The 22,838-nt window shown below is 55.9% G+C and carries 20 protein-coding genes and 2 tRNA genes; 14 read left to right on the plus strand and 8 right to left on the minus strand.

Going from position 1 to position 22,838, the window contains the following annotated elements:
- Positions 1-94: 94 nt before the first annotated feature.
- Positions 95-1,525, minus strand: coding sequence for a Glu/Leu/Phe/Val dehydrogenase (locus GOW40_RS10510; protein WP_171230954.1), 1,431 nt, complete (start codon positions 1,523-1,525; stop codon positions 95-97).
- A 337-nt stretch (positions 1,526-1,862) separates the two neighbouring features.
- Here GOW40_RS10510 and GOW40_RS10515 point away from each other — a divergent pair, with 337 nt between their 5' ends.
- The 3 genes from GOW40_RS10515 (at position 1,863) to GOW40_RS10525 (ending at position 4,853) form a co-directional block, all read left to right on the plus strand.
- Complete coding sequence (locus tag GOW40_RS10515) at positions 1,863-3,686, plus strand: pilus assembly protein TadG-related protein (RefSeq protein WP_171130253.1); 1,824 nt, start codon at positions 1,863-1,865, stop codon at positions 3,684-3,686.
- Between the two features lie 68 nt (positions 3,687-3,754).
- Positions 3,755-4,252: a TadE/TadG family type IV pilus assembly protein gene (locus GOW40_RS10520; RefSeq protein WP_254430663.1), complete on the plus strand. Its 498-nt coding sequence runs from the start codon at positions 3,755-3,757 to the stop codon at positions 4,250-4,252.
- Positions 4,239-4,853 (plus strand): TadE/TadG family type IV pilus assembly protein, encoded by a 615-nt coding sequence (locus GOW40_RS10525; RefSeq protein ID WP_171099961.1) that lies wholly within the window; start codon positions 4,239-4,241, stop codon positions 4,851-4,853. Before GOW40_RS10520 ends, GOW40_RS10525 begins: the two co-directional genes overlap by 14 nt.
- 18 nt (positions 4,854-4,871) lie before the next feature.
- Here GOW40_RS10525 and GOW40_RS10530 read toward each other — a convergent pair whose 3' ends face one another.
- Entirely contained in the window at positions 4,872-5,342 is a 471-nt protein-coding gene (locus tag GOW40_RS10530; RefSeq protein ID WP_171130255.1) for a hypothetical protein, read from the minus strand.
- 148 nt (positions 5,343-5,490) lie between these two features.
- On the opposite strand from GOW40_RS10530, the gene GOW40_RS10535 reads away from it, so the two are divergent.
- Positions 5,491-6,402 (plus strand): pirin family protein, encoded by a 912-nt coding sequence (locus GOW40_RS10535; RefSeq protein WP_171130256.1) that lies wholly within the window; start codon positions 5,491-5,493, stop codon positions 6,400-6,402.
- Positions 6,403-6,411: 9 nt separating this feature from the next.
- Here the strand turns inward: GOW40_RS10535 and GOW40_RS10540 are convergent, their stop codons facing one another.
- Positions 6,412-6,999 carry a TetR/AcrR family transcriptional regulator gene (locus GOW40_RS10540; RefSeq protein ID WP_171130258.1) on the minus strand — a complete coding sequence of 196 codons (588 nt, stop codon included), beginning with the start codon at positions 6,997-6,999 and terminating at the stop codon, positions 6,412-6,414.
- 100 nt (positions 7,000-7,099) lie between these two features.
- On the opposite strand from GOW40_RS10540, the gene GOW40_RS10545 reads away from it, so the two are divergent.
- The 10 genes from GOW40_RS10545 (at position 7,100) to GOW40_RS10590 (ending at position 15,864) form a co-directional block, all read left to right on the plus strand.
- Positions 7,100-7,348: a hypothetical protein gene (locus GOW40_RS10545; protein ID WP_171099969.1), complete on the plus strand. Its 249-nt coding sequence runs from the start codon at positions 7,100-7,102 to the stop codon at positions 7,346-7,348.
- Positions 7,349-7,473: 125 nt separating this feature from the next.
- Positions 7,474-8,760: a homoserine dehydrogenase gene (locus tag GOW40_RS10550; RefSeq protein ID WP_171130260.1), complete on the plus strand. Its 1,287-nt coding sequence runs from the start codon at positions 7,474-7,476 to the stop codon at positions 8,758-8,760.
- Between the two features lie 71 nt (positions 8,761-8,831).
- Positions 8,832-9,815: a class II fructose-bisphosphatase gene (glpX, locus tag GOW40_RS10555; RefSeq protein WP_171130262.1), complete on the plus strand. Its 984-nt coding sequence runs from the start codon at positions 8,832-8,834 to the stop codon at positions 9,813-9,815.
- A 92-nt stretch (positions 9,816-9,907) separates the two neighbouring features.
- Positions 9,908-11,650, plus strand: a complete 1,743-nt coding sequence (recJ, locus tag GOW40_RS10560; RefSeq protein ID WP_171136415.1) for a single-stranded-DNA-specific exonuclease RecJ — start codon at positions 9,908-9,910, stop codon at positions 11,648-11,650.
- A 110-nt stretch (positions 11,651-11,760) separates the two neighbouring features.
- Positions 11,761-11,835, plus strand: a tRNA-Glu gene (locus tag GOW40_RS10565).
- A gap of 56 nt (positions 11,836-11,891) precedes the next feature.
- Positions 11,892-11,966, plus strand: a tRNA-Glu gene (locus tag GOW40_RS10570).
- Positions 11,967-12,300: 334 nt separating this feature from the next.
- Positions 12,301-12,579 carry a helix-turn-helix transcriptional regulator gene (locus GOW40_RS10575; protein WP_171130505.1) on the plus strand — a complete coding sequence of 93 codons (279 nt, stop codon included), beginning with the start codon at positions 12,301-12,303 and terminating at the stop codon, positions 12,577-12,579.
- Positions 12,580-12,605: 26 nt separating this feature from the next.
- Positions 12,606-12,842: a hypothetical protein gene (locus GOW40_RS10580; protein WP_171130267.1), complete on the plus strand. Its 237-nt coding sequence runs from the start codon at positions 12,606-12,608 to the stop codon at positions 12,840-12,842.
- Positions 12,843-13,934: 1,092 nt separating this feature from the next.
- Positions 13,935-15,083, plus strand: a complete 1,149-nt coding sequence (locus GOW40_RS10585; protein ID WP_171230955.1) for a caspase family protein — start codon at positions 13,935-13,937, stop codon at positions 15,081-15,083.
- A gap of 46 nt (positions 15,084-15,129) precedes the next feature.
- Complete coding sequence (locus GOW40_RS10590) at positions 15,130-15,864, plus strand: peptidoglycan-binding protein (RefSeq protein ID WP_171230956.1); 735 nt, start codon at positions 15,130-15,132, stop codon at positions 15,862-15,864.
- A gap of 376 nt (positions 15,865-16,240) precedes the next feature.
- Here the strand turns inward: GOW40_RS10590 and GOW40_RS10595 are convergent, their stop codons facing one another.
- The 5 genes from GOW40_RS10595 to GOW40_RS10615 form a co-directional block, all read right to left on the minus strand.
- Entirely contained in the window at positions 16,241-17,239 is a 999-nt protein-coding gene (locus GOW40_RS10595; RefSeq protein WP_171130271.1) for an aldo/keto reductase, read from the minus strand.
- A gap of 227 nt (positions 17,240-17,466) precedes the next feature.
- On the minus strand, positions 17,467-18,744 hold the full coding sequence (locus GOW40_RS10600; protein ID WP_171130273.1) for a DMT family transporter: 1,278 nt from the start codon (positions 18,742-18,744) through the stop codon (positions 17,467-17,469).
- Between the two features lie 136 nt (positions 18,745-18,880).
- Positions 18,881-19,765 (minus strand): LnmK family bifunctional acyltransferase/decarboxylase, encoded by an 885-nt coding sequence (locus GOW40_RS10605; RefSeq protein ID WP_371731834.1) that lies wholly within the window; start codon positions 19,763-19,765, stop codon positions 18,881-18,883.
- Between the two features lie 193 nt (positions 19,766-19,958).
- On the minus strand, positions 19,959-21,899 hold the full coding sequence (locus tag GOW40_RS10610) for a hypothetical protein (RefSeq protein WP_171130277.1): 1,941 nt from the start codon (positions 21,897-21,899) through the stop codon (positions 19,959-19,961).
- Positions 21,893-22,723: a phosphatase PAP2 family protein gene (locus tag GOW40_RS10615; protein WP_171130279.1), complete on the minus strand. Its 831-nt coding sequence runs from the start codon at positions 22,721-22,723 to the stop codon at positions 21,893-21,895. Before GOW40_RS10615 ends, GOW40_RS10610 begins: the two co-directional genes overlap by 7 nt.
- Positions 22,724-22,838 lie beyond the last annotated feature (115 nt).

Consider the following 22,838-nt stretch of genomic DNA (forward strand, 5'->3'; position numbering starts at 1 on the left):
CACGGAATGCCCTTTGCCAAGTGCAACTCTGCACGGCAAAAACGGCCCGCGCCCGGGCCGCATTTTCCGGCCCAGACGTGATTTGAAAACCCGGTTACAGGCCCTTCGCCCGATAGCTTTTCGAAACCCGATCAATGGCGACGATATAGGCAGCTGTGCGCAGATCATCGACGTCAGTACGAGAATGCCAAACCTCGCTCATCGCCTGATAAGCGATCCGCATGGTGTCATCGAGGCCCGAGCGCACCAGTTCCAGCTCGTCCGCACCCTTCAGGTATTTGGCCTTGAAGTCCGGAGACATCGACCATGCCCCGCCAAGATAACGGTCCAGGCGTTCCAGTTCGCTGACAATCAACTCGTGCCGCGCCTCTTCCTGTCGACGCTGCATGCGACCAAAGCGGATATGGCTGAGGTTCTTGACCCATTCGAAATAGGATACGGTCACACCGCCCGCATTTGCGTACATGTCGGGAATGATTACGGTGCCTTTCTTGCGCAGAACCTCGTCCGCACCGGCCGTCACCGGGCCGTTTGCAGCCTCGATAATCAGCGGTGCCTTGATCCGGTCAGCATTGGACAGGTTGATCACCCCTTCCAGTGCCGCCGGGATAAGGATGTCACATTCTTCCTCCAAAACAGCGCCACCTTCAGCCGTATGCGTGGCATCGGGATAGTTCTTTACCCCGCCGTGTTTGACGATCCATTGCCGCACCGCCTCAACATCTATGCCATCGGGGTTGTACAACGCGCCGTCCCATTCGATGACACCGGTGATCAGAGACCCGTCCTCTTCGCTCAGGAATTTGGCGGCGTGGTAACCCACATTGCCCAAGCCCTGCACGATCACGCGCTTGCCATCCAGACTACCGGACATGCCCGCCTTTTTCACATCCTCCGGATTGCGGAAAAACTCGCGCAGCGCGTATTGGATGCCGCGCCCGGTCGCCTCGACTCGCCCGGCGATACCACCGGCATTCAAAGGCTTGCCGGTGACGCAGGCACGCGCGTTGATATCGGTTGTGTTCATCCGCGCATATTGATCGGCCATCCAGGCCATTTCCCGCTCGCCGGTGCCCATGTCCGGCGCTGGGACGTTTTGCGAGGGATTGATCAGGTCGCGCTTGGCCAACTCATAGGCAAAGCGTCGCGTGATCTGTTCCAACTCATGCTCTTCATATTTGCGGGGGTCGATACACAGCCCCCCCTTCGAGCCGCCAAACGGTGCCTCAACCAGCGCGCATTTATAGGTCATCAACGCCGCCAGCGCCTCAACCTCATCCTGATTAACCGCCAAGGCATAGCGAATACCGCCCTTAACCGGCTCCATATGTTCGGAATGGACCGAGCGGTATCCGGTGAAAGTATGTATCTCTCCCCGAAGGCGCACACCAAACCGCACGGTATAGGTCGCATTGCAGACCCGGATCTTTTCTTCCAACCCCGGCGGCAGGTCCATCAATGAGGCCGCCCTGTTAAACATCAAATCAACGCTTTCCCGAAAACTGGGTTCCTGAACACTGGTCATCAAATCCTCCGTGCCGGCAGGTCAGTTGGTCATGGCGTTTTGTCGCACCGCTTTACGGATACAGCAATCACCAAGTGCACTTTTTTTCATCAAATGGTGAAGCGAGTATTACGCCCGGTCGAGCTGAGTCGTTTTGTTAAGACTTCTTTAACCTCGACCTCGCCATTGTCTCAGGGCACGAAACAAAGCCTGTGATTACTCGTGTAATACCCACATAAATAGACCAAATTTGAGGTTTCAGCTGCCATAGCGCCCAAATCTCGCCACGTTCCCGGAATATTTTGGTTGAGTTGCCAACCACTGGCAGCATTGTGCCCGGCCGGCAGAGGAATTCGTTATGAATAAGTTTGTTTGGAAGTCGAAACGAAATGGTATGACCCAGAACTTCAGCGCGTTGCACCGCCTGAGGTCGTTCGGAAAATCGGACAGCGGTTCGATGACCATTTTGACAATTTTCCTGATCTTGGTGATCTTCACAGCCGCCGGGTTCGCGGTGGACGTGATGCGTTTTGATCGTGAACGGGCCCGACTGCAATACGCTTTGGACCGCGCCGTTCTTGCGGCAGCCGACCTTGATCAAGACCTCTGCCCCAAAGATGTGGTCGTCGACTACCTAAGCAAAGAAGGTCTGGATCAATACTTGGTCGGCGATCCCATAGTGACACCTGATGTTTGCGGTTCGCAAGCTGTTGTTCTGCAAGGATATCGTCGTGTAGAGGCTCAGGCCAATATCGACGTTGAAATGCATTTCATGAAATGGAGAGGTGTCGACACCATCGCCAGTGCCGCAGCAAGCGTGGCCGAAGAATCCATCGGTGACGTGGAAATCTCACTTGTTCTCGACGTATCTGGGTCGATGGCGGGCACCAAGCTGGCGAATTTGCAGAAAGCGGCCACCGATTTTGTGGACGAAATGACCACAAAATCCGAAGACGGCAAACTTTCGATCTCGATTATTCCTTATTCGGAACAGGTATCGGTTCCCGATATCCTGATGAGCCGCCTCAATACGACTGGTCGCAACGACTATGCAAACTGCATCGACTTTGCTGCATCAGACTTCTCGACCACCGCCTTCAACTACCATTCAGGCGGCCCCTCGATCCCGCAGACATTGTACTTCACCGACTCGGGCAACTATGACCGACGTCCCAGCGGTGGTATTGTGAACGACCAGCGCATCTGCCTGTCTAACAACCACAATATCGGGAATGGCAACAATTCCGGTCAGCGCGAAATGACCATCCTGCAAAAAGACGCGACTGTGCTCAAACAGCGGATCAACGATATGGAAGCCTACGGATGGACATCAATTGACGTTGGCCTGAAATGGGGGCTTGCACTGCTTGATGAGACCATGCAGCCGTTGATTAGCAACATCACTGCGACTGGTGCGATCCCGAATGAATTCTCGGACCGCCCTGCACCGAATGGAACAGCGGATACTTTGAAGGTTGTCGTGTTGATGACGGATGGTGAAAACACCCGCCAGCACATGGTTCTGCCACCTTATCACGAAAACGCTTCGGGTTTCTATTATAGCTCGACCACGTCCACCTATTCGCTGCCGAATCTTCCGATTACTGATCCTTCGGACCCGGATTTCCTGTGGCCTACAGTTGATCTGTACGAATATGATAGCACACGTGGCTTCTATTGGGCGCGCGAGCGTGTGCAGCCAGATGCCTATGGTGCCGCACCAACCTATCGTCAAATCCGATGCTCTGCCGGGGATAGCAATGGCTGTACCAGCTACAACTATTCTTACCAGCGCGACAAACCGGTTCCGAACTTCGACGCGGCGGTACCAGTCGTTTCAGTCGACTGGCCCTCAATGTGGGAGCGTACAACAAAGAACTATATGTACGACCTTTTGGACAATGCATACGGTCGCACTTTTGCCAACACATGGTTCAACGCGTCCTCTGATGAACTGAGACAATCAGACAAAGACCCGCGTGTTCGGTCGCTGTGCGCGGACGCGGAACAGGAGCGGATCGTTATCTTCTCGATTGCCTTCGAAGCACCAGACGGGGTCAAGCCGCTGCTGCAGGATTGCGCGACCGCCGACGGCGCCTATTACGAGGCTGATGGCACCCAGATTATTGACGTATTCGCATCTATTGGCTCGAGCATCCAGAACCTGAGGCTGACCCAATGATCCGGCGCGTCTGCAACTATTTACGTCGATTCCGGCGCGAAGAAGACGGGTCAAGCCAGGCCATTGAAATGGTATTTTGGTTGCCGTTCTACATGGCTGTCACCTATTCAGGTGTAGATATGGGCTTGATGGCCTTCAATCACGCCAATCTTGAACGAGCTCTGGACGAAGTGATCCGCGATGTCCGCCTGAACAACATCGACAAATACGATACCTCACCAGGTGCCACCTGGGAGCATGACATGCTCAAAGACATCATTTGCGACAAGGCGCGATACATCAAAAACTGCGAAACGAACCTGAAACTGGAAATGCGGTCCATTGATCCGTTTGTCGGTCAAAACCTGGATCCGACCCCGTTTTGCGTCAATACCGCAGAAGACATCCGGAAACCCGAAGATCAGGTTTTCGTCCCCGGAGCATCGAATGAGTTGATGATTATTCGGGCCTGTGTCGAGGCCAACCCGGTTTGGTTGAACTCGATGTTGGGGCAGCTGACCGCCACTCGGGCGTCAGGAACATACGAACTTCACGCAACCACGGTATTTGTTCATGAGCCTGCGTAACCAGTATCCCCGCGCATCACTCAAGCGGTTCTTCAAACGATTTCGTCGTTGTGAAGACGGCGGTATTACCATCGAAGCTGTGCTTATGGTGCCGCTTCTGTTCTGGTCGATGTTCGCGTCTTTCACATTCTTTGACGGCTATCGCCAAAGCGGACGCAATCTGAAGGCCGCCTATGCTCTGGCGGACGTCGTGTCCCGTGAGCGGTCAGAGGTCAATACCGCATATTTTACAAACCTGCACGCGGTGTTTGAAAACATGGTGTCGCAGCGTACGGATTCTTCCATACGAATCACATATTTGATCTATCAACAGACAGGTGACCAGCTTGATTTGGAATGGTCATGTGTCAGGGGAGCCGTCTACCAGGGCAAGGAATGGAGTCAGGCAAACATCCAGGGCATGAAAGCGTCGTTGCCTGTTATGCCGGACAAGGGACGGATGATCGTTGTGGAAACCACAAACACCTACATTCGCCCGTTCAAATTGGGGTTTGGGGCAGATTTCTTTCAAATGGATAACATCGTCTTTACGCATCCGCGGGTCTTCGACCAAATCGTTGTCGATCCTCTCGCGAGCAACTGTAATATTGAGCTTGGCTAAGACAATTAGTTGCCAGTGCTATTCATTTTCCGAAAGCATCGCGGTCAGCAGTTCCGACATGAACTTGGTCTTCGAAGCCGCGGTCACGCCCCCTACGCCAACGCGGTTGCCCAGCCGCCACCACAGGCCGGGCGCCCAGGCGTTGCCCTCTGAAGTCGCAACGCGGATCAGAAATCCGTTCGAGGGTTTGAAGGCGAACACTCCGCGATCCACCGACACCACATCTTCGATCCTGCAGATCACGCGGCCCGAGCGTGTTCGCAATTCTGTAGCAGTCAACTCAAGACCATCTGCCGTTGCCGACCACATACGCTGAGCCAACCAAAGTGTTGCCCCGCCTATGACAAGCAAAAAGACCTGCCACGCCAGCTCAGGCGGCGTCGCCAGCGCGACGTAGATCACCAAAACCGATATGACGACCAGCATCACAACCCCGATCCAACGTCGCGGGGCCGAGGCGTCGACCGTGGCCAGCACTTCTTCTTGCATGAATTTCTCCTGACTTCGCGGCTTTCCATATCCGCTTTGCACCGCAAAGGACAGGCTTGATCATTCGCGCACAGAACCAGTGTGTTCCTGCGGATTGATTGGCTTCGAACAAGAGATAGATATGTGTGCAATCTGACAGGAGGCCGTCATGTCCCTTAGACCAACACTTGAAACACGTAAGGCGATGCCAACCATGGAAGGCGCAGGCGTCAAGCTGCACCGGGCCTTCGGATTTCAGGACCCGTCCGAGCTGGACCCGTTCCTACTGTTCGACGATTTTCGCAACGAACGGCCCGAAGATTATCAGGCCGGGTTTCCGTGGCACCCCCATCGCGGGATCGAGACCATCACCTATGTCCTGTCCGGGACGGTGGATCACAGCGACTCGCTGGGCAATCACGGCAGTCTGGGGGCTGGCGACGTCCAGTGGATGACCGCCGGGTCGGGTATCTTGCATCAGGAAATGCCCAAAGGAAACGCCGCCGGTCAGATGCACGGGTTTCAGCTTTGGGGCAATCTGCCCTCAAGCCAAAAGATGACAGCCCCGCGCTATCAGGATGTGGAAAGCAAGGACATTCCCGAAGTCATTGATGATGACGGCACGATTGTGCGCGTGATCGTGGGCGAATTCTGGGGCAAGATGGGCCCGGTTGATGGCATCGCGGCTGATCCACAATACCTCGATATCTCGATCCCGGCAGGTGTGAAAAAGACTTTCCGTATAGATACTTATCGGCGGGCCTTCGCCTATATTTTTCAGGGTCAAGCGGCCTTTGCCGACGCGTCGCAGCCCACCGGGGTCTTGCTGGAGAAAGAAGTTGCCGGGCAAGAAGTCAACATTCGCGACATGTCTGGGGATCGCACCTTGGTTCGGTTTGGGACCGGGGATGAAGTCACGGTTCAGGCTGGACCCGACGGTGTGCGGTTTCTGCTGATATCAGGCGCGCCGATTGATGAACCGGTGGCCTGGCACGGCCCGATCGTGATGAACAGCCGGGCCGAGCTTGAACAAGCCTTTCGCGAGCTGCGCAACGGCACGTTCATCCGGCCCGCACACTGACAGGGCACATCAGGCGGCGACGGATTTCCGGATCATGTCCCAGTAGACAAGCTCGACTTCATCCAAGGAAAGCCGCCCCCCTGCCCGGTACCACGTCATCACACCGTTCAGCATGGCGATGACGGCGAGTGTTGCGATCTTGGTATCCGCCACCGAAAACTGCCCGCTGTCCTGACCCCGGCACAAAATGGCTTCGAGCGCGTCTTCATACCGACGCCTCAGGGTTTCGATCTCGGCAAAGTTTTCTGGGGTCAGGTTGCGCAGTTCCATATAGGCAATAAAGACCTCATCCGGCCTCTGCAGGTGATAGCGGATGTGAAACCCGACAAATTGGCGTAACGCCTCTTGCGCATCTTTAGCAGGTTCAAGCTGTTCATAGGCGGCCAGCACATCCTGCATATGATCCCGCATCAGACCAAAGAGCAGGCTTTGCTTGTCTGGGGTATAGTTATACAGCGCCCCGGCCTGCACGCCGACCTCACCCGCGATTTGGCGCATGGAAACAGCGGCATAGCCGTGTTGCGCGAACAGTGATACCGCCGCTTCGCGAACGCGCGGGCCGGTGATGCCGGAATGAGAGCCCTGAGTACGTGCCATGGCGCAAGCATATCTGAACAGATGTTCAGATAGAAGCCCGCTTGATCAGACGCAGCAAAAGGTGCATCACATTTGTGATGATGCGAGCTTTGGATCGTTTATGAAACCGCTACCGTTGATCTTGGGTCTTTTGATCTGTGCCGCCTGCGCTGATATTCCAGAGCTTGAAGGCAGTGAAGGGCCTGCTCTGCGCAAAGCGCCCTACCCGAAGCTGATCCCATTGTCAGAAGCGCTTGGCCCGCCAGCAGATCCCGTCAGTGAAGCCGCCGAGGTTGAAGAAGACCTGAACGCGCGGGCAGAAGCGCTGACGGAACGGGCAGACGCTTTGCAAAACGCAGAAATCAACTAGGCCAACGCGCCTTTCGGCGCGGTGCTCGCCATGACGGATTGCACCCTTTCCCTGAACCCGCTAAGGCAGCCGACAACAGGTTTTGCGCCCCATCGGGCGTGTTCGAGCGGAAAGGACCCTTGCGAATGACACAGGCGCTACGGCTGGGCATAGCCGGATTGGGAACCGTGGGCATTGGCGTGGTCAAGATCATCCGCCGTCACGCCGACTTGCTGACCGCGCGCACGGGCCGACCGATTGAAATCACAGCCGTCTGCGCGCGCGATCCCAACAAGGACCGGGGCGTCAGCTTGCGGGACTTTGCCTGGGAAACCGACCCGGTTGCGCTGGCCCAGCGCGACGATGTCGATGTCTATGTCGAGTTGATGGGGGGCGAGAACGGCCCTGCCAAAACCTCGGTCGAGGCCGCTCTGGCCAGTGGCAAGGATGTGGTCACAGCCAACAAGGCACTACTGGCGATCCACGGGCAAGAACTGGCTGAAAAGGCCGAAGCCGCGGGGCGGGTGATCCGGTTCGAGGCGGCAGTTGCCGGGGGCATCCCGGTGATCAAATCGCTGACCGAGGGGTTGGCTGGCAACGAAATCACGCGCGTCATGGGCGTGATGAACGGCACCTGCAACTATATCCTGACGCGTATGCAGTCACAGCGGCAGGGCTATAACGCACTGTTTGATGAATGTGCCGAGCTTGGCTATCTGGAAGCTGACCCGAACCTGGATGTGGGCGGCATCGATGCGGCGCACAAGCTGGCTCTGCTGTCTTCAATTGCGTTTGGCACGAAGCCAAATTTCGATGGGATCCAGATCGAAGGCATTCAGCAGATCAGCCTGGACGACATCGATCAGGCCGAAGATATGGGTTATCGCATCAAGCTGCTGGGTGTCGCGCAACGTACCGCGCGCGGGCTAGAGCAGCGGATGCAGCCGTGTCTGGTGCCCAGCGACTCACCTTTGGGGCAGCTGGAGGGCGGCACGAACATGGTCGTGATCGAAGGTGACGCCATCGAACAGGTTGTGCTGCGCGGTCCCGGCGCGGGAGAAGGCCCCACAGCCAGCGCCGTGATGGGTGATGTCTGTGACCTGGCACGTGGCCTGAAGATCTCGACCTTTGGACGCCCGGCAACGTCGCTTGAGGCCGCAAGCCCGGCGGTGACCGGTCTGCCCGCCCCGTATTACCTGCGGCTTGGATTGCTGGACAAACCCGGCGCTTTGGCCAAAGTGGCCGCGATTTTGGGCGATGCTGGTGTCTCGATCGACCGAATGCGCCAATATGCGCATACCGAAAGCACCGCGCCGGTACTGATCGTGACCCACAAAACAACGCGCGCCACGCTGGATCACGCCCTGAGCGGGCTGAGCGGCACCGATGTGGTCGCTGGCACCCCGGTCGCACTGCGCATCGAGCAGGTCTAACCCCTTGCGGCCTGCCGTGACGGCAGGCTATGCCCAATAGAACGCTTTCACTGCCCAAAGGATTACGCAACATGAGCGCTGCCAAGATCGATTTCAACGACCGCCTATTGTCTCTGGGACTGGCTCGGGTGGCCGAACAAGCTGCGCTGGCCTCGGCCTCGCTGGTGGGCCGTGGGGATGAGAAAGCGGCCGATCAGGCCGCGGTGAACGCCATGCGCGAGCAGTTGAACCTTTTGGACATCGCCGGTGTGGTTGTCATCGGTGAAGGTGAGCGCGACGAGGCGCCTATGCTTTACATTGGCGAAGAGGTCGGCACCGGGAATGGCCCGGGCGTGGATATCGCTCTGGACCCGCTGGAAGGCACCACCCTGACCGCCAAAGACATGCCCAACGCGCTGACCGTCATCGCCATGGGCCCGCGCGGGTCAATGCTGCACGCCCCCGATGTCTATATGGACAAGCTGGCCATTGGCCCGGGGTTTGACGATGGCGTCGTAACGCTGGACATGAGCCCGAGCGAACGGGTGGAAGCTCTTGCCAAAGCAAAGGGTTGCCAGCCTGCAGATATCACCGTCTGTATCCTCGAACGCCCCCGGCACGAGGCGATGATAGCAGAGGTGCGCGAAACCGGCGCGTCGATCCGCCTGATCACCGACGGGGACGTCGCTGGCGTCATGCATTGCGCCGAAAGCGAAGTAACAGGCATTGACATGTATATGGGCCAAGGCGGCGCGCCCGAAGGCGTACTGGCCGCAGCTGCGCTAAAATGCATGGGCGGGCAGATCTTTGGTCGCTTGCTCTTCCGCAATGATGACGAACGGGGCCGTGCCAACAAGGCCGGGATCACCGATCTGGACCGGATCTATTCCCGCGATGAAATGGTGACCGCGGATGTAATCTTTGCCGCAACCGGCGTGACCGGAGGCTCACTGCTGCCGCGTATCAAACGCGAGCCCGGCTGGGTCGAGACCACAACACTTCTGATGCGCTCGAAGACCGGTTCGGTACGCCGCATGTCTTACCGCACACCGATGTGGTCGCACGAAGAAGCATAACGGCTTGCGCCGTTGCCTTTGGCGCGCGTATTTTTGAAAAGATGAAGCGGCCGGGCCTGAAAAGGTCCGGCTGTGCCGCATGAGGGGACGCGATGAGTTTTCTTGGGGTTGAGCAATCCTTGACAGGCCGCAGCTGGGTCGGTCCGGGGGCCGAGGTCGAGCGCACAGCTGAGATGATGGCGCAGCAGACCGACCTGCCCCGCGCCGTCTGTCAGGTGCTGGCGCGTCGTGGCGTCCCGGTGGCCGAGGCGCGTGGATTTCTGGACCCCAAGCTCAAAGAGCTGCTGCCAGACCCACGTGAGATGAAAGAAATGGAGGCAGCGGCCGCGCGGTTCCTTGAGGCCGTGAAGCAGCGCCAACGGATCGCGGTTTTTGCGGATTACGACGTGGATGGCGGCAGCTCGGCCGCGTTGCTGCTGGTGTGGTTGCGGCAGATGGGGATGCAGGCCACGCTCTATGTACCTGACCGCATTGATGAGGGATATGGCCCCAATGTCCCCGCGATGCAGGAACTGGCCGGGACACATGACCTGATCATCTGCGTTGACTGCGGGACGCTTAGCCATGAACCGATTGCAGCCGCCAAAGGCGCGGATGTCATTGTGCTCGACCATCATTTGGGGGGCGAGACACTGCCCGATTGCGTTGCGGTGGTGAACCCCAATCGGCAGGATGAAAGCGGTGATCTGGGATACCTCTGCGCTGCCGGGGTCGTGTTTTTGATGCTGGTCGAAGCCGGTCGGCAATTGCGGGCTGAAGGTGCCAAAGGGCCGGATCTGATGACCCTGCTGGATCTGGTGGCGCTGGCCACGGTGGCCGATGTGGCCCCGTTGATCGAGGCCAACCGGGCGCTTGTACGGCAGGGCCTGAAGGTGATGGCCCAAAGGCAAAGGCCGGGTCTGGTTGCCCTGTCGGACATTGCACGCATGGACACCGCCCCAAGTTCTTACCACCTGGGGTTCCTGCTGGGCCCGCGCGTCAACGCCGGTGGCCGCATCGGACAGGCCGATCTGGGCGCGCGCTTGCTCAGCACGGATTCGCTGCACGAGGCGCAGGCCTTGTCCGAACGGCTGGATGCGCTGAATACTGAACGCCGCGAGATCGAAAACGCAGTCCGCGCAGCAGCACTGGAACAAGCCGAGGCGCGCGGGCTGGAGGCACCGCTGGTCTGGGCCGCCGGGGAGGGTTGGCATCCTGGTGTTGTGGGGATCGTGGCCTCTCGCCTGAAAGAAACAGCCAATCGCCCGGCTATCGTCATCGGATTTGACGGCGACGAAGGCAAGGGCTCGGGCCGGTCGGTGTCTGGCGTCGATCTGGGCGCGTCGATCCAAAAGCTTGCCGCCGAGGGCCTGCTGGTCAAAGGCGGCGGCCACAAGATGGCCGCGGGCCTGACCGTGATGCGAGACAAATTGGAACCAGCCATGGCGCGTCTGTCCGAGCTTTTGGCAAAACAAGGCGCGGGCCAGGCCGGCCCCGCAGATCTGAAACTGGATGGTGCTCTGATGCCCGGGGCCGCGACGGTTGATCTGATCGAGCAGATCGAGCAGGCAGGCCCCTTTGGTGCCGGAGCCCCTGCCCCGCGCTATGCCCTGCCCGACCTGCAAGTGCGCTTTGCCAAACGGGTGGGTGAGACACATCTGAAACTGTCTTTATCCGATGGGCTGGGTGCAGGTCTGGACGCCATCGCCTTTGGCGCGTTTGACGGACCAATGGGCGAAAAGCTGAGCAATCATGGCGGTGCGCGCTTTCATTTTGCCGGCAGGCTTGAGATCAACAGCTGGGGTGGACGCCAGAACGTTCAGCTGCGGTTGGAAGACGCGGCACCAGCGCAATAAACCCACTGTGCAACGACGCCTCGAAAGGCCCAAAAAAGTTGTTCCATCTGGCACTTTTCGGCTTGCGGGGGGGGCGGCTAATCCGTAAAAGGCCCTCCACAAGGCCGCGTGGCCCGTTCGTCTATCGGTTAGGACGCCAGGTTTTCAACCTGGAAAGAGGGGTTCGATTCCCCTACGGGCTACCACCTTGTTTTTGCTTTTGCGCCAGTGAGACAACTTTTGGCTGCGCATCCGCCAAAATGGCCCGTTCGTCTATCGGTTAGGACGCCAGGTTTTCAACCTGGAAAGAGGGGTTCGATTCCCCTACGGGCTACCACTTGTACTCTCCAAACCCCTTAAAAATAAGAACTTTCCCAAAATCAGGGCGGAGATACCCAACATTTTTCCATACAATTGATTTCTGATGACCGACCGTAGGCGGCAGAATCAACCATCAGCCCGATTCCCTGATTCCCGCATCCCGCTTGCAAAATGCTCACAATTGGAACGGTTCGCGGCAGGACATGCGCTCCGGTGTGAAAGTTGTAGCATTGGACAGAGTAAACAACCTAAGACATCAGCGGCGGAATGAACGCTGGTAGGTGGGGAAGTGTCAAAGGTTTGGCTGGAGCCAGCAAACAGCCAATAGGAGATGCGCCTTGCAAGAGCAGATGAAAGAACATGCCCAAGAGGTCGCTAGCTTTGTAAAGGCTCTGGCGCACCTAGGGCGGCTGCAGATACTCTTAAGACTAATGGAAGGTGAGAAAAACGTTTCTGACCTCTGCAGAGACTTATCGATGCATCAGGCGGGCTGCTCCCAACTACTCATACGGCTTCGTCTTGAGGGCCTGGTTTCTACACGACGGGACGGCAAGGAAATCTATTACAGTATTTCCGACTATCGAGTCCGCAGACTCATTGTTGCGCTCCAAGATATTTTGCGAAACTAAGAAAGTACGCAATAGGGAGGCAACGATTGCGACCGTTTGATGAAATACTAGCACTCAAAATGCTAGATGTGGTTGAAAAGCACTCGTTCCCGCTCAAGCCAGACAAGGTTGAGATTAGTGCGATTGCTTGTCTTGATAGACTGGTCGCCGAAGGTCTTGCCACGCGCGATGCGCCCAGTTCAGGTGAAGAGACAACATACCGAATTACAGAGGATGGCGTCTTGGCTCTTCGGGAATACGAAAACGCCGTCATCTGGGACTAGACAACGACAACAAAAAGGGGCTGTGTCGGGAGTATCCAGAGTGTAATCCATGCTTGGAAATTCAATTTGCGCGCGCCGATTAGGCCGGAACGATGCATCATTCGCAACGTCAAACCACTCGAACACCACACCCAACCAGTCGGGGAGGCGAGCTGAACTGCGATACCCATGCAGCGCTTTTAGCTTGCACCTGAGGTAAAATGGGTTTCTGCGTGGCCACTTTCGCACACGCCACGTTCTTGCTTTGGTTCCCAATGGGTCAAGTACAAAAAAGTAACCCCACGCCGAAAGTGGGGAACGGATCGGCATGGGGTTATCGGCGGAGATTTCGACTTTCAGACGTAGGCCACTGTCAAACAAACCCACGTCTTCACTCTCACAACGTCGAACTCCGAATTGAGTTACTCGAAACAAAGAACTCTTAAACAGTACTTGATACTGGCAGTAGCACCTTGCGCTGAAATCTAAAGCAAAAGCGGTTGTAAGGGCACTATTTGCCCCCGATTGAAGTGCAATCCGGCAACAGTATCGAAGTAACGACCAACTGCATATGAATTTGCAACAATTGAGTGGGTGCAGCTTAGATGACCGATTGCGACTACCAGGCCCGGCAACGGCCCCAACACAAGACCACTTGAACCTCACCAAACCCTAACAGCCTTTCGAGCACTCTGGCCTATTTTCTCCGCTGTATCGTCTGCAAAGGAGGGTTGGCCATCCCTTCCGGTGTTTTGATTTTGCCCGTTAACCGACGCCCTCTGAAGCAAATCAACGAGAATAAAAGCTCCGGCGGCCGGAATCAGCCAGACCGGCTCAGTCGGAAGGTATCCACAGGTAACGACAAATTGTGTTCCAAGGAGCAAGAGGGCGCCGAGGAGGAGCAGCCTTGCCCGGAGCACAACTGCCATCACACCGGCACCAGAGACCATTGTCCCGATGGACGAGAGGCCAATCATGCACTAACAATCAATTCGGACCAGTCAAAACGGGCCAACCATAACGTATCTGACGACTAACCTATCCGAAAATTTCAAGTTAGGTGTGCTATCTTAGCCCACGAAAAGTATTTTTATTTGTGGGTGGTGATTCGAAATGAGCTTGATCAGATATCGCCATGTTGTATTGCTTGTTGCAGCAATTACGTATTGGATTACGACTGCGGCTTCCGGAAGATCAGAGACTGATCGCGTCGCGCTAGTAATCGGTAATGGACGCTATAATCACGTCACCGACCTACCCAATTCATTGAACGATGCACAAGACCTCGCTTCTGCGCTTTCTAGGATCGGTTTCGACGTAGAATACAACCTAGATCTAGACTTCCGCGGAATGAGAGTTGCTCTTCGAGATTTTGCAAAAAGGGCAGAAAAAGCTGAGGTAGTATTACTCTATTTTGCCGGCCACGGATTGGAGATAGACAACGTCAATTATCTAATTCCAGTCAATGCAGAACTCCAAAGCGACGTCGATGTTAGTTTCGAAGCTATTCGCTTGGATACTGTCGTCGCCTCGCTGTCTTCTTCCGAAGGGCTGAAAATCGTTCTAGTAGACGCGTGTCGAAACAATCCATTTTTGAATACAATGAATAGAACAAACAAAACTCGCTCAATCGGCCGCGGACTAAGTCGCATTGATCCAAGTGGAGTAGTTGTTAGCTACGCCGCGAAAGGCGGGACACTTGCTTTAGATGGAAGTGGTAGAAATAGCCCGTACGCTGAGGCCCTACTTCAACACATTGAAGAACCAGGACTCGAGCTTGGGAAACTATTTCGAAAGGTTCGGGATACAGTTTTTGAAACAACATCCGGCTACCAAGAACCTTTTACTTATGGTTCATTGCCCAGCGAAGATATTTTTCTTGTTCCTGCAGTCGCCTCAAAACAAATCTTCGATTCCCTAGCACAGGCATTCGCAAAGGCAGATGGTGAGGGATCTCTCCAAGGCTGGAACACTTTTCTGGAACATTTCGCAAACGAAGCTGCTCATCCGCTTTACGAACTTGGTTTGTCTCGAAGAACTGCGTTACTTCATCACAACGAAAAACAGATGGCCGTCCCCGAATCACCGAAATCGGATGAACTGGCGCTTTTTTCAGCAGCCGAAAGTTTGGACTCTCCGCGTGCATGGGCACTTTTCTTTGAGCATTACCCTGTTGGAAAAATGGCTAAGAGCGCGCGATTGCAGGAGAATTTAAGTTTTTTTAAACGCCCTGCGAGATCGAGTTTGGGGGCGCTATCGTAGCTCAAACGTCGGAACGTCCATTACAAGTGAAATGCGTCAAACAGCGATGGCGATGATCAAATTGGATGAAAGGCAAATTACGCAAATACAAAATGCGTTGGCGTACGGAAGGATAGGTTTTGTTGGGATTGACGGAAAATTCGGACCGAAAACGAGGAAAGGGATCGAAAAATTTCAAGAAAACAGATCGCTTCCAACAACAGGGCTACCTACCCGAGCAACCCTCTTTGCGCTTAATCAAACCGGTGGGTGGGGATCAAGTGGGCGCCTTGAATACGATGCCTCGATCTACCCAACGTCCGGACCTTTGGCACGCATTTTGGATCCCCAAGCTGTTGCATTGTTAGAGGAAGACCCCCGTTTGGACCAAGTTCTTTCTGTGTTTCTTGGCCAGGAGATAATTTATGGGTATTTCGAAAACAGACTTTACGTGGCTACTAGTCTTGGAACAACAATAGGACTTTCTGAACTGCGAGTCTTGGAAGAAAAGACCAACGGGGTTCTCGTAGAAATTGATAGTCAAGAAGAAGAAGATTTCATTCGAGAGTTGGTTAGATTTGACCAAAAATTATGGGGAGCCACTTCGATCCGTAATAACCAAGGACCTGCGATAGGTTTGCGGCAATTGCAGGGAAGATGGTTTTGGCGGTCAGGTCGAAAATTGGAGTTCGAAAATTGGGCGCCAGGCCATCCCCAAAAACTACGGGAATCATCACCTTTGGACGAAAGCTATGGTCGTTTGGTTCCATTGGAAAAGGCGGGAGAAAAAAAACCAGAGTAGAAAGGATAGGCTGGGCTACAACATCAAGCTTACCTCCAACCATAATTCTAGAAATCGAGTAGCAATAACTCTTTAGGAACGACCTGATGAAAAATATCTTAATCGCAAGCTTTTGAAATACAGAAATCTATAAGGATAGGCTCTACGTTGAATCGCAGTGCAACACACCAGGCTCTGGACCTATTAACAGGTCGGAGCGTCAACGGCTGCTTTGATCTAGAGCAGACACAGTTAGAAAACACGGCTATGACCGGGTTGCGGACGACGCAGACGTTTAGCCGGTGTTTCGAATTTATTGCCTCGAATGCCGGCTCGCTGCATTTTTTGAGTACGTATCATCGTATCGTCGATAAATAAGACTGATCAGACTACCCGTTTAACAGTATCTCTCTGGTCCAATCCACTGCTCTACCGAATATCGGTCCCCGTGCGTCCAGCCAACGGGCAAAACTTCTTCTATTCGTTCGAGGTCGGCGCTCGTGAGGTCCAACTCTGCACCTGCGATGCACTCTTGGAAGTGATCTACAGACCGCGTTCCTGGGATCGGTATGACGTGAGGTCCGCGGCTCAGGAGCCAAGCATTCGCCAAACTTGCAGCTGACGTGCCCATTTCTGCCGCAAGTTTTCTGAACCCATCTGTGATGCGGAGATTTTCAGACAGGTTGGGTTCCATAAAGCGCGGGTTGCCAGCTAAGAATGGCAGGCTTGTGATGCGCTCACGCGGGATCGGGTTATCTGTCAGCAGCGACCGCCCGACAGGCGAAAACGCAACCATAGCGACACCCAGTTCGGCGCAGGTCTGTACCAGTCCAAGATCGGGAAACCGGGTCGACAATGAATATTCGGATTGGATGGCGGTGATTGGAAAGGTTTGCATCGCGCGGCGCAGCGTCGTAGGCGCGACTTCGGAAAGGCCGATTGCTTTGGTTTTTCCCTTCTCGACCAGTCGGCCAAGATTGGCCGCAGTCTCTTCTGGCGTAAGGCGAGGATCGCGGCGGTGCGCATAGAACAGATCCACGCAGTCCAGCCCAAGACGCTGCAGCGATTTGTCCAGCTCGGCCTCCAGATGCTCCGCCGAGTTGTCGAATACGCGATTGCCGTCGGCGTCGCGTGTAATCGTTGCTTTGGTCGCAATTACAAACTCTTCACGGGCGCTTGGATTGGCCTTCAGATAGGACCCGATAGCATTTTCTGATTTACCCATACCGTAGACGTTGGCCGTATCCAGATGTGTGACGCCGAGGTCACGACAAGCGTTTAGGATCGCGTGGCTAGCTTTCTCATTTGTTGGTCCATACATGTCTGAGAACGACATTGCGCCATAACCAATGGCACCGATTTCTGGTCCGATTGCGCCTAGTTTACGTGTTTTCATTTTCTTCCTTCGACAAGCCACAACGGTAGCTGACCATGAACCAACCGGCGATCAGAATAGCAACGCGCTGGTACTCTAGTTTTTAGTTAATAAACTAACACCGAAGTTTGTTAATATGCTACGTAGGCTTCCGGCCGCCTAGTCCGCAACTCGGACATAGACCCGATTTTGCTGAACGTCCGGTCCTGGTGAAAATAGACATCACATGGCGTCACTCTGCTTCAACGTCATTTTTTGGCTTGATGGAGATCATCGGCACGCATTTGTTGCCCGAGGTTGGTAGCTTCTCCCGAGATTGTCGAAAGGAGTTCACCTTTGGCTTCCAAATACGACTTTTGATTAGGGTCCTGAGATGCTCGCGCCCGATCGTGATGACGATCCGCGAAATGACGAAGCCTCTCAGTAAGGGCGTTTTGCTTGTCGATGCTCTGCTGGGAAGCCACAAGTTCGGAGTTGACCCGTACAAGGCCGTCGATCTGAGCGGCGTGCTCCTGTGTCTGCGCTTCAAGCAATGCCACTCTTTCGTCGATGTTCAAATTGACTTCGGCGCTCGCAAGCGTTGGTTTTAGGCGCAGAGCCTCAAACATGCCGGCAACGACAAGGCCGGTGAAAATTAACGCCGTTCCAAGCGCTTCGCGTCCACTCAACGCCTCGCCAAGAAAGACCCAAGCCAGGAGCAAACTCGTCAAAGGCGCGAGATTCATGGCGACCCCCGCTTCACCGGCGGATGCGTGCCTCAAGGCGAGTTGCCAACAGAGGAATGCGACGGCAGCGGCAAAAATGCCCAGGTAGAGGACTGCGAGTATTAATTCGAACGAGAGTTCCGGAACCACGTCCATTGGCTTCGACCTGAAGCCGACAAACACCGACAGCACGATCATTCCAATCAGGATTTGGACCAGAAATCCTGTTAGCGGCGATACATTTAGCGCAAACCGCTTGAGAGCGATGCAATAGAGGCTCCAGATAATAACCGGTGGAGACATGCGCTGGGCCAAAGCGAGACTTTCAGGCACCGACAGTCCGACGAGCGATTGCTGGAAAGCCAAGTAGACACCGAGGAAAGAGATACCTGTTGCGATAAGTATCCTCGGTCTTGGCACTCTCCGGTCTATTGCTGCTGCGATGACTAAGATTAGAACGGGCGTCAGCGAGAACCCGATTGCCACCTGAGAGGCGGTGAATTCTTGCAGGGCCAAATATAGGGTTGTGTTGAAGCCGACGACGCCTAACAGCGAGAGGACTGCAAGTTTGTAGCGGTCGCCGAACACTTGGCGTCGCTCGTGAACAAGCCGGCCTGCCCCTATTGGCAAGAGCACCAGCGCCGCAACGCCCCACCGCAACAGATTCAGCACATCCGCCGGTACGTCGGGGCTCACGTATCGGCCGAAAACAAAGTTTCCGCCCCAGAAAACCGGGGCGATGACAAGCAAGCACCAGCGGAAACGGTATTGCAAGAGCCAGCCAATCAGCGAGCTATGTGAATGCGAAGGATGATTGATCATTGTTTTTCCAACTTATGCAAAAAGGCGAGGCCTGGAGGCCTACGCTGACCTCGTGGGCTCTCCGGTAGAGGCGTGAATCAGAAGCCCCCATTAGGCTTTTGACGCCTCGTTTCCAAAATCGAGCGGGTGGATCGGACTAGATTGCGGCGCCGTAGATCGCTTCAGCGCATGCCACGACCGCGCCGTCAGAGCTGCGCTTGGCGAATGTGCGCACAACCACCGACGCGGTTGGCGAAAACGCCTGCAAGCTGGTTTCGGTTGTCAGCTCCAGACGATCTCCAACATCGAGATTGCAGAAGTAATGGACCCGTCGGTTGCGCATAGGCCAGGACACAACAAGATCAGGTGCGGCGTTGCGCTCCGCCATTGTGATCATCTTGTGGATCTCGGCAAAGTACACGAGGCCGACACCGTTCAGATGCTGATAGCGATCGATCGCGAAAGTCAGGTGTGGAGGCGCTGTTTCCATCTCCGCCTTGGTTCGTTCGGATTTTCCGAGAAGCCGAATTGTATTTGCCCGCTTGGCCTGCTCGCCCTCACGGAAGGGTTGCAATCCCTCTTCCATGTCCGCGCGAACAAGGTCGCGGTTTGCCGGTCCGTTTCTGCGCGCAAAAGACGTAATGATCTCGGCTCTCAGCGTCACAGCGTTGCCGAAAAGATCGACCTGGCTGCGCCATCCATTTTCAGCTTTGGGTTTTTCGACCTGAAAGAACTGGCAAAGATCGCCTTCCTTGAACAGTTCGGCGTCCCCGTTCAATGTGCAGGCCACGACCGAGGGCAAAACACGAGCGCCTGACTTATCGCGGAATTCCTTGGGGTGCGCGCCGAAGTCGCCCGCGATGCTCTCCCAGTGGAGATGGCAAGCCTCCCGCAGCAACCATTCGCGTGACACGCCGCTGAAATCCATATGCGGCATCCCGAGCCGAAAAGCTGGCTTCGTGAAAGGCCGAATGTTTGTCTGTTCAATCCGTTCCATCGTCATTTCCATGTCTTTAACTCCATTTAGAGAACCAGGCGTCATGAAGCAGCGGCGTCATGACTTTGGTGCTTCCGACGCTCTTGTGGGCACGCCGTGGAACTGTTTTGGAAAGCCGGGTGTCAACGCGGAGTCAAAGGCGTGTCAAAGCACGCAAAAAAATGCACGAAGGGTGGGAAAATCTGATGTTTGGCCCGAAAAACTCGCACGTTCCGGGCCAAAAAATAGCGTGGTTGTCTCAGCGGACAGGAAGTTCTGGTGGAGCTTCCAAGACCGTTCTGCCCATTCTGGGTTCTGTCGATGGTGGCGCTGAACCGCTGACGGCATCCAGGTGGGCACGAACAACTTGAGGCGCAGCGACGCTGGAACCGTTCATTGCGACGCGCGCTCCGCCCTGCGTTCCTGCGGCACGAACGCCCGGACGCAATTTGGACCGATCGGCAATGGCGCTGACATCGACCTGCTCGCCGTCGTACATCGGACTTTTTCGCGGAAGCGGGCCTCCGGAGTAAGGCGACGGACCTGTTTCCCGATCGCGAACGCCGCGCTCTTGCATAGCTGCTCCAACGCAAATGCTCATGTCGCCAAGAGACAAGACATTGAGGCTTCCACCATGGCGTAATCCCGAGGTAGCATCCGGCGCGTCCCATTCAGTTGGCCAGCCATCTTCGGTCCACAGACTTTTGCTCCGATCGATCAGGTAGCTTTGACGCCCCGTATCCGGAAAGCCCGGGATCACGTCATCGCGCATGACCCAGGCCTCCATGATCACCGGGTCTTCCCCACTGGTGACAACTTTTGCCATGACCTGCCATTCGCCCGGTGGAGCCGGTTCGCGACCTGATCTGCCGGGATCCGTTGGAGCGAGTATGAGCGACAGGCTCAATCGCTTCTCCCCTTCCCGGCGCAGCAGTGCCTGGCCAATCACCTTTCCATCCAGCTTCAGGTGCCGCAGACCCGGTTCTGCGAAACTGGCATCGTCAATCTGTTGCCCGCCGGGCGCAACAAGCTTGAGGAGAATCTCTGGCTCAAACTCAAGACCCGCGTCCGGTTCTTCTTCGGACGAGAACCAGATGTCCAACATGTTTGCGGTCGTGTCGCCAGGCTGTAGCTTCCACGAAAACCTTTCCGGCGCGCCGTCTTCGCCTGTGTCCTTGAGCCTTTGCCAGCCGTGGGATTGCGCAAGATTCCGATTGCCCGCGGCCGTCACGAGTGTCACCTGCCCGCCCTCGGGCTGCGCTTTATGAGCGCGGATCAGTTGTCGCAAACATCTGGTGAGCGGATGCACCCCTCCGCGTGGACCTCCCGAAAGCGCAAAACTGAAATTGATGATGACGGGAAGGCCTGGAGCAAGTTGGCGCGCCCGCCTGAGGATGAATTCCACGCCAAACACAAAATACATGCCCAGAAACGCGCCCGTCGTCTCTCGCGCCACGATCGGCGGCAGATTGACCGCGATTATCGGTGGAGGGGCTTCCATTGTGCCGGGCTCTGCTCCGGCGGCAAGGTCGAGCACATGGGTTCCATGGCTTGCGCCACGGGCCAGATGCGTCTCTCCGCCATTGCCGAACCCGACCAGTCCGAGTTCGCGTAAAGCGTCGTTTTCATTGCCGTCTGCTGCCCGGATGGCGGCGTCAATCTCGGCTGCGGAATATTCTCGTCCAAACGGAACGCGGGCGTCGCTCTGATAAACGCCGGACTGGTGCCACGCCCGGAGAATCCGCGTGCCTCCTTGTGCATTTCGGAACCGATAGTGCGGAAGGCAGATGGCGTGGTCGATAATGCCCACGACAGCCTTTGCGTGATCGGTGAACACGGGCGGCCCATCCAGATCAGAGAGTTTGTCCAATTGGTCGCCGTTTTGCAGGGCGCGCGGCACCGGCATCGGAAAGACCCGCGGGTCCTGCATGCCCACAGCGTCAGTGAATTCCTGCATGTCCTGCCACCATGCATCGGACTGCGGTTTCTGGACCGAAAGCAGATGTTCGTCACCTGCCAGTGGCTCGACCGGATTCGCGATATCGATTGCACCAAGAACGCCGAAATCCCACTTTTCGTCAGCCGGCCCCTGCACCTGACGGACAAAAAATTCCCGGCCGTGACCAACCAGCCAATAGGCCATCGGATCGATGCGAAGATCTACGACAGTGCTTGGCTCCCATTCATAGTGCCTCACCATTCGTTTTCCGCCTCTTGCCAGAACCAGTTCACGATCGGACTCTCGTCGGCCGCAACGGACCCAGCAGAAAACCGAACAACATTCCCAAACGATTGGCGTTGATTGTTGTTCCAAACGCGTGAGGCAAAGAAATCACTGGTGTCGATGCCGCGCCCGTCGAAATTTGCGGTCACGACGACTCTGTTGCCCACTCCGGCCATACCAGCAAGGATGTCCGCCACAAGAAATCCCAACGCAGCGCCCGCGAAGCTGTCGGCCGGATAATGGAGGCCGGCAACCGTCCGGTTCACCGCAATACGCGCGGCTTGATGAAACAACATGTCATCGAGCGATGGCGTTTTCACACCTGTGGGGATGAGACGGCGGAGCGTCTCGGCGATCGCGAATGCCTCGGTGGCGTGTCCGCTTGGCAGGGCGCCGTGGCCGGGCATGGCGATGGCGGGTTGGATCTGCGCTGAAAACGCATCGGGCCGGCGGCAGGCGAGGCTGTGCTTGCAGCGTTGGGCGACAAGTGCGGCGACGGTTTGGACAAGCGACAAGAGCTCCAAGGTTTTTGCCATTCGGCCGGCCGTCATCGGCAGCAGCGTCGCAAAGTAAGCGGTCGTCCCACCGATCTGATCCATGATTTCCTGCATCCGATCGCCCCGGAGATCGGCATAGTCATAGACAATGGCTGTCTGGGCTTCGAAATCTTGGAGAGTTGGCCGGAACAAGGTCCCGACCTTGTGCTGGTCATTCGCAGCGGCAAGGACAACGGTGATCCCGGCGTTAGACGTGTCCTCCAGGTAGGTGATGCGCCCAACAATATCGGCGACGGCTGCCATCTGCCGAGACCAATCGGGCCACATGCGTAAATTGTCGTGCGAATGTGCGGTGAGTTCCGATGGAGAATGCGAGCCCTCCCAAGGTCCAACAATTCCGTCTCGCGCGGTCATCAAT

The sequence above is a fragment of the Ruegeria sp. HKCCA6707 genome (genome assembly GCF_013033515.1).
Lineage (GTDB): Bacteria > Pseudomonadota > Alphaproteobacteria > Rhodobacterales > Rhodobacteraceae > Ruegeria.

Coding starts and splice junctions, on each gene's coding strand:
- GOW40_RS10510 (WP_171230954.1), bottom strand. CDS start 1,525: ATGACCAGTGTTCAGGAACCCAGTTTTCGGGAAAGCGTTGATTTGATG.
- GOW40_RS10515 (WP_171130253.1), top strand. CDS start 1,863: ATGAATAAGTTTGTTTGGAAGTCGAAACGAAATGGTATGACCCAGAAC.
- GOW40_RS10520 (WP_254430663.1), top strand. CDS start 3,755: ATGGTATTTTGGTTGCCGTTCTACATGGCTGTCACCTATTCAGGTGTA.
- GOW40_RS10525 (WP_171099961.1), top strand. CDS start 4,239: ATGAGCCTGCGTAACCAGTATCCCCGCGCATCACTCAAGCGGTTCTTC.
- GOW40_RS10530 (WP_171130255.1), bottom strand. CDS start 5,342: ATGCAAGAAGAAGTGCTGGCCACGGTCGACGCCTCGGCCCCGCGACGT.
- GOW40_RS10535 (WP_171130256.1), top strand. CDS start 5,491: ATGTCCCTTAGACCAACACTTGAAACACGTAAGGCGATGCCAACCATG.
- GOW40_RS10540 (WP_171130258.1), bottom strand. CDS start 6,999: ATGGCACGTACTCAGGGCTCTCATTCCGGCATCACCGGCCCGCGCGTT.
- GOW40_RS10545 (WP_171099969.1), top strand. CDS start 7,100: ATGAAACCGCTACCGTTGATCTTGGGTCTTTTGATCTGTGCCGCCTGC.
- GOW40_RS10550 (WP_171130260.1), top strand. CDS start 7,474: ATGACACAGGCGCTACGGCTGGGCATAGCCGGATTGGGAACCGTGGGC.
- glpX (WP_171130262.1), top strand. CDS start 8,832: ATGAGCGCTGCCAAGATCGATTTCAACGACCGCCTATTGTCTCTGGGA.
- recJ (WP_171136415.1), top strand. CDS start 9,908: ATGAGTTTTCTTGGGGTTGAGCAATCCTTGACAGGCCGCAGCTGGGTC.
- GOW40_RS10575 (WP_171130505.1), top strand. CDS start 12,301: ATGAAAGAACATGCCCAAGAGGTCGCTAGCTTTGTAAAGGCTCTGGCG.
- GOW40_RS10585 (WP_171230955.1), top strand. CDS start 13,935: ATGAGCTTGATCAGATATCGCCATGTTGTATTGCTTGTTGCAGCAATT.
- GOW40_RS10590 (WP_171230956.1), top strand. CDS start 15,130: ATGGCGATGATCAAATTGGATGAAAGGCAAATTACGCAAATACAAAAT.
- GOW40_RS10595 (WP_171130271.1), bottom strand. CDS start 17,239: ATGAAAACACGTAAACTAGGCGCAATCGGACCAGAAATCGGTGCCATT.
- GOW40_RS10600 (WP_171130273.1), bottom strand. CDS start 18,744: ATGATCAATCATCCTTCGCATTCACATAGCTCGCTGATTGGCTGGCTC.
- GOW40_RS10605 (WP_371731834.1), bottom strand. CDS start 19,765: ATGACGCCTGGTTCTCTAAATGGAGTTAAAGACATGGAAATGACGATG.
- GOW40_RS10610 (WP_171130277.1), bottom strand. CDS start 21,899: ATGGTGAGGCACTATGAATGGGAGCCAAGCACTGTCGTAGATCTTCGC.
- GOW40_RS10615 (WP_171130279.1), bottom strand. CDS start 22,723: ATGGCAGCCGTCGCCGATATTGTTGGGCGCATCACCTACCTGGAGGAC.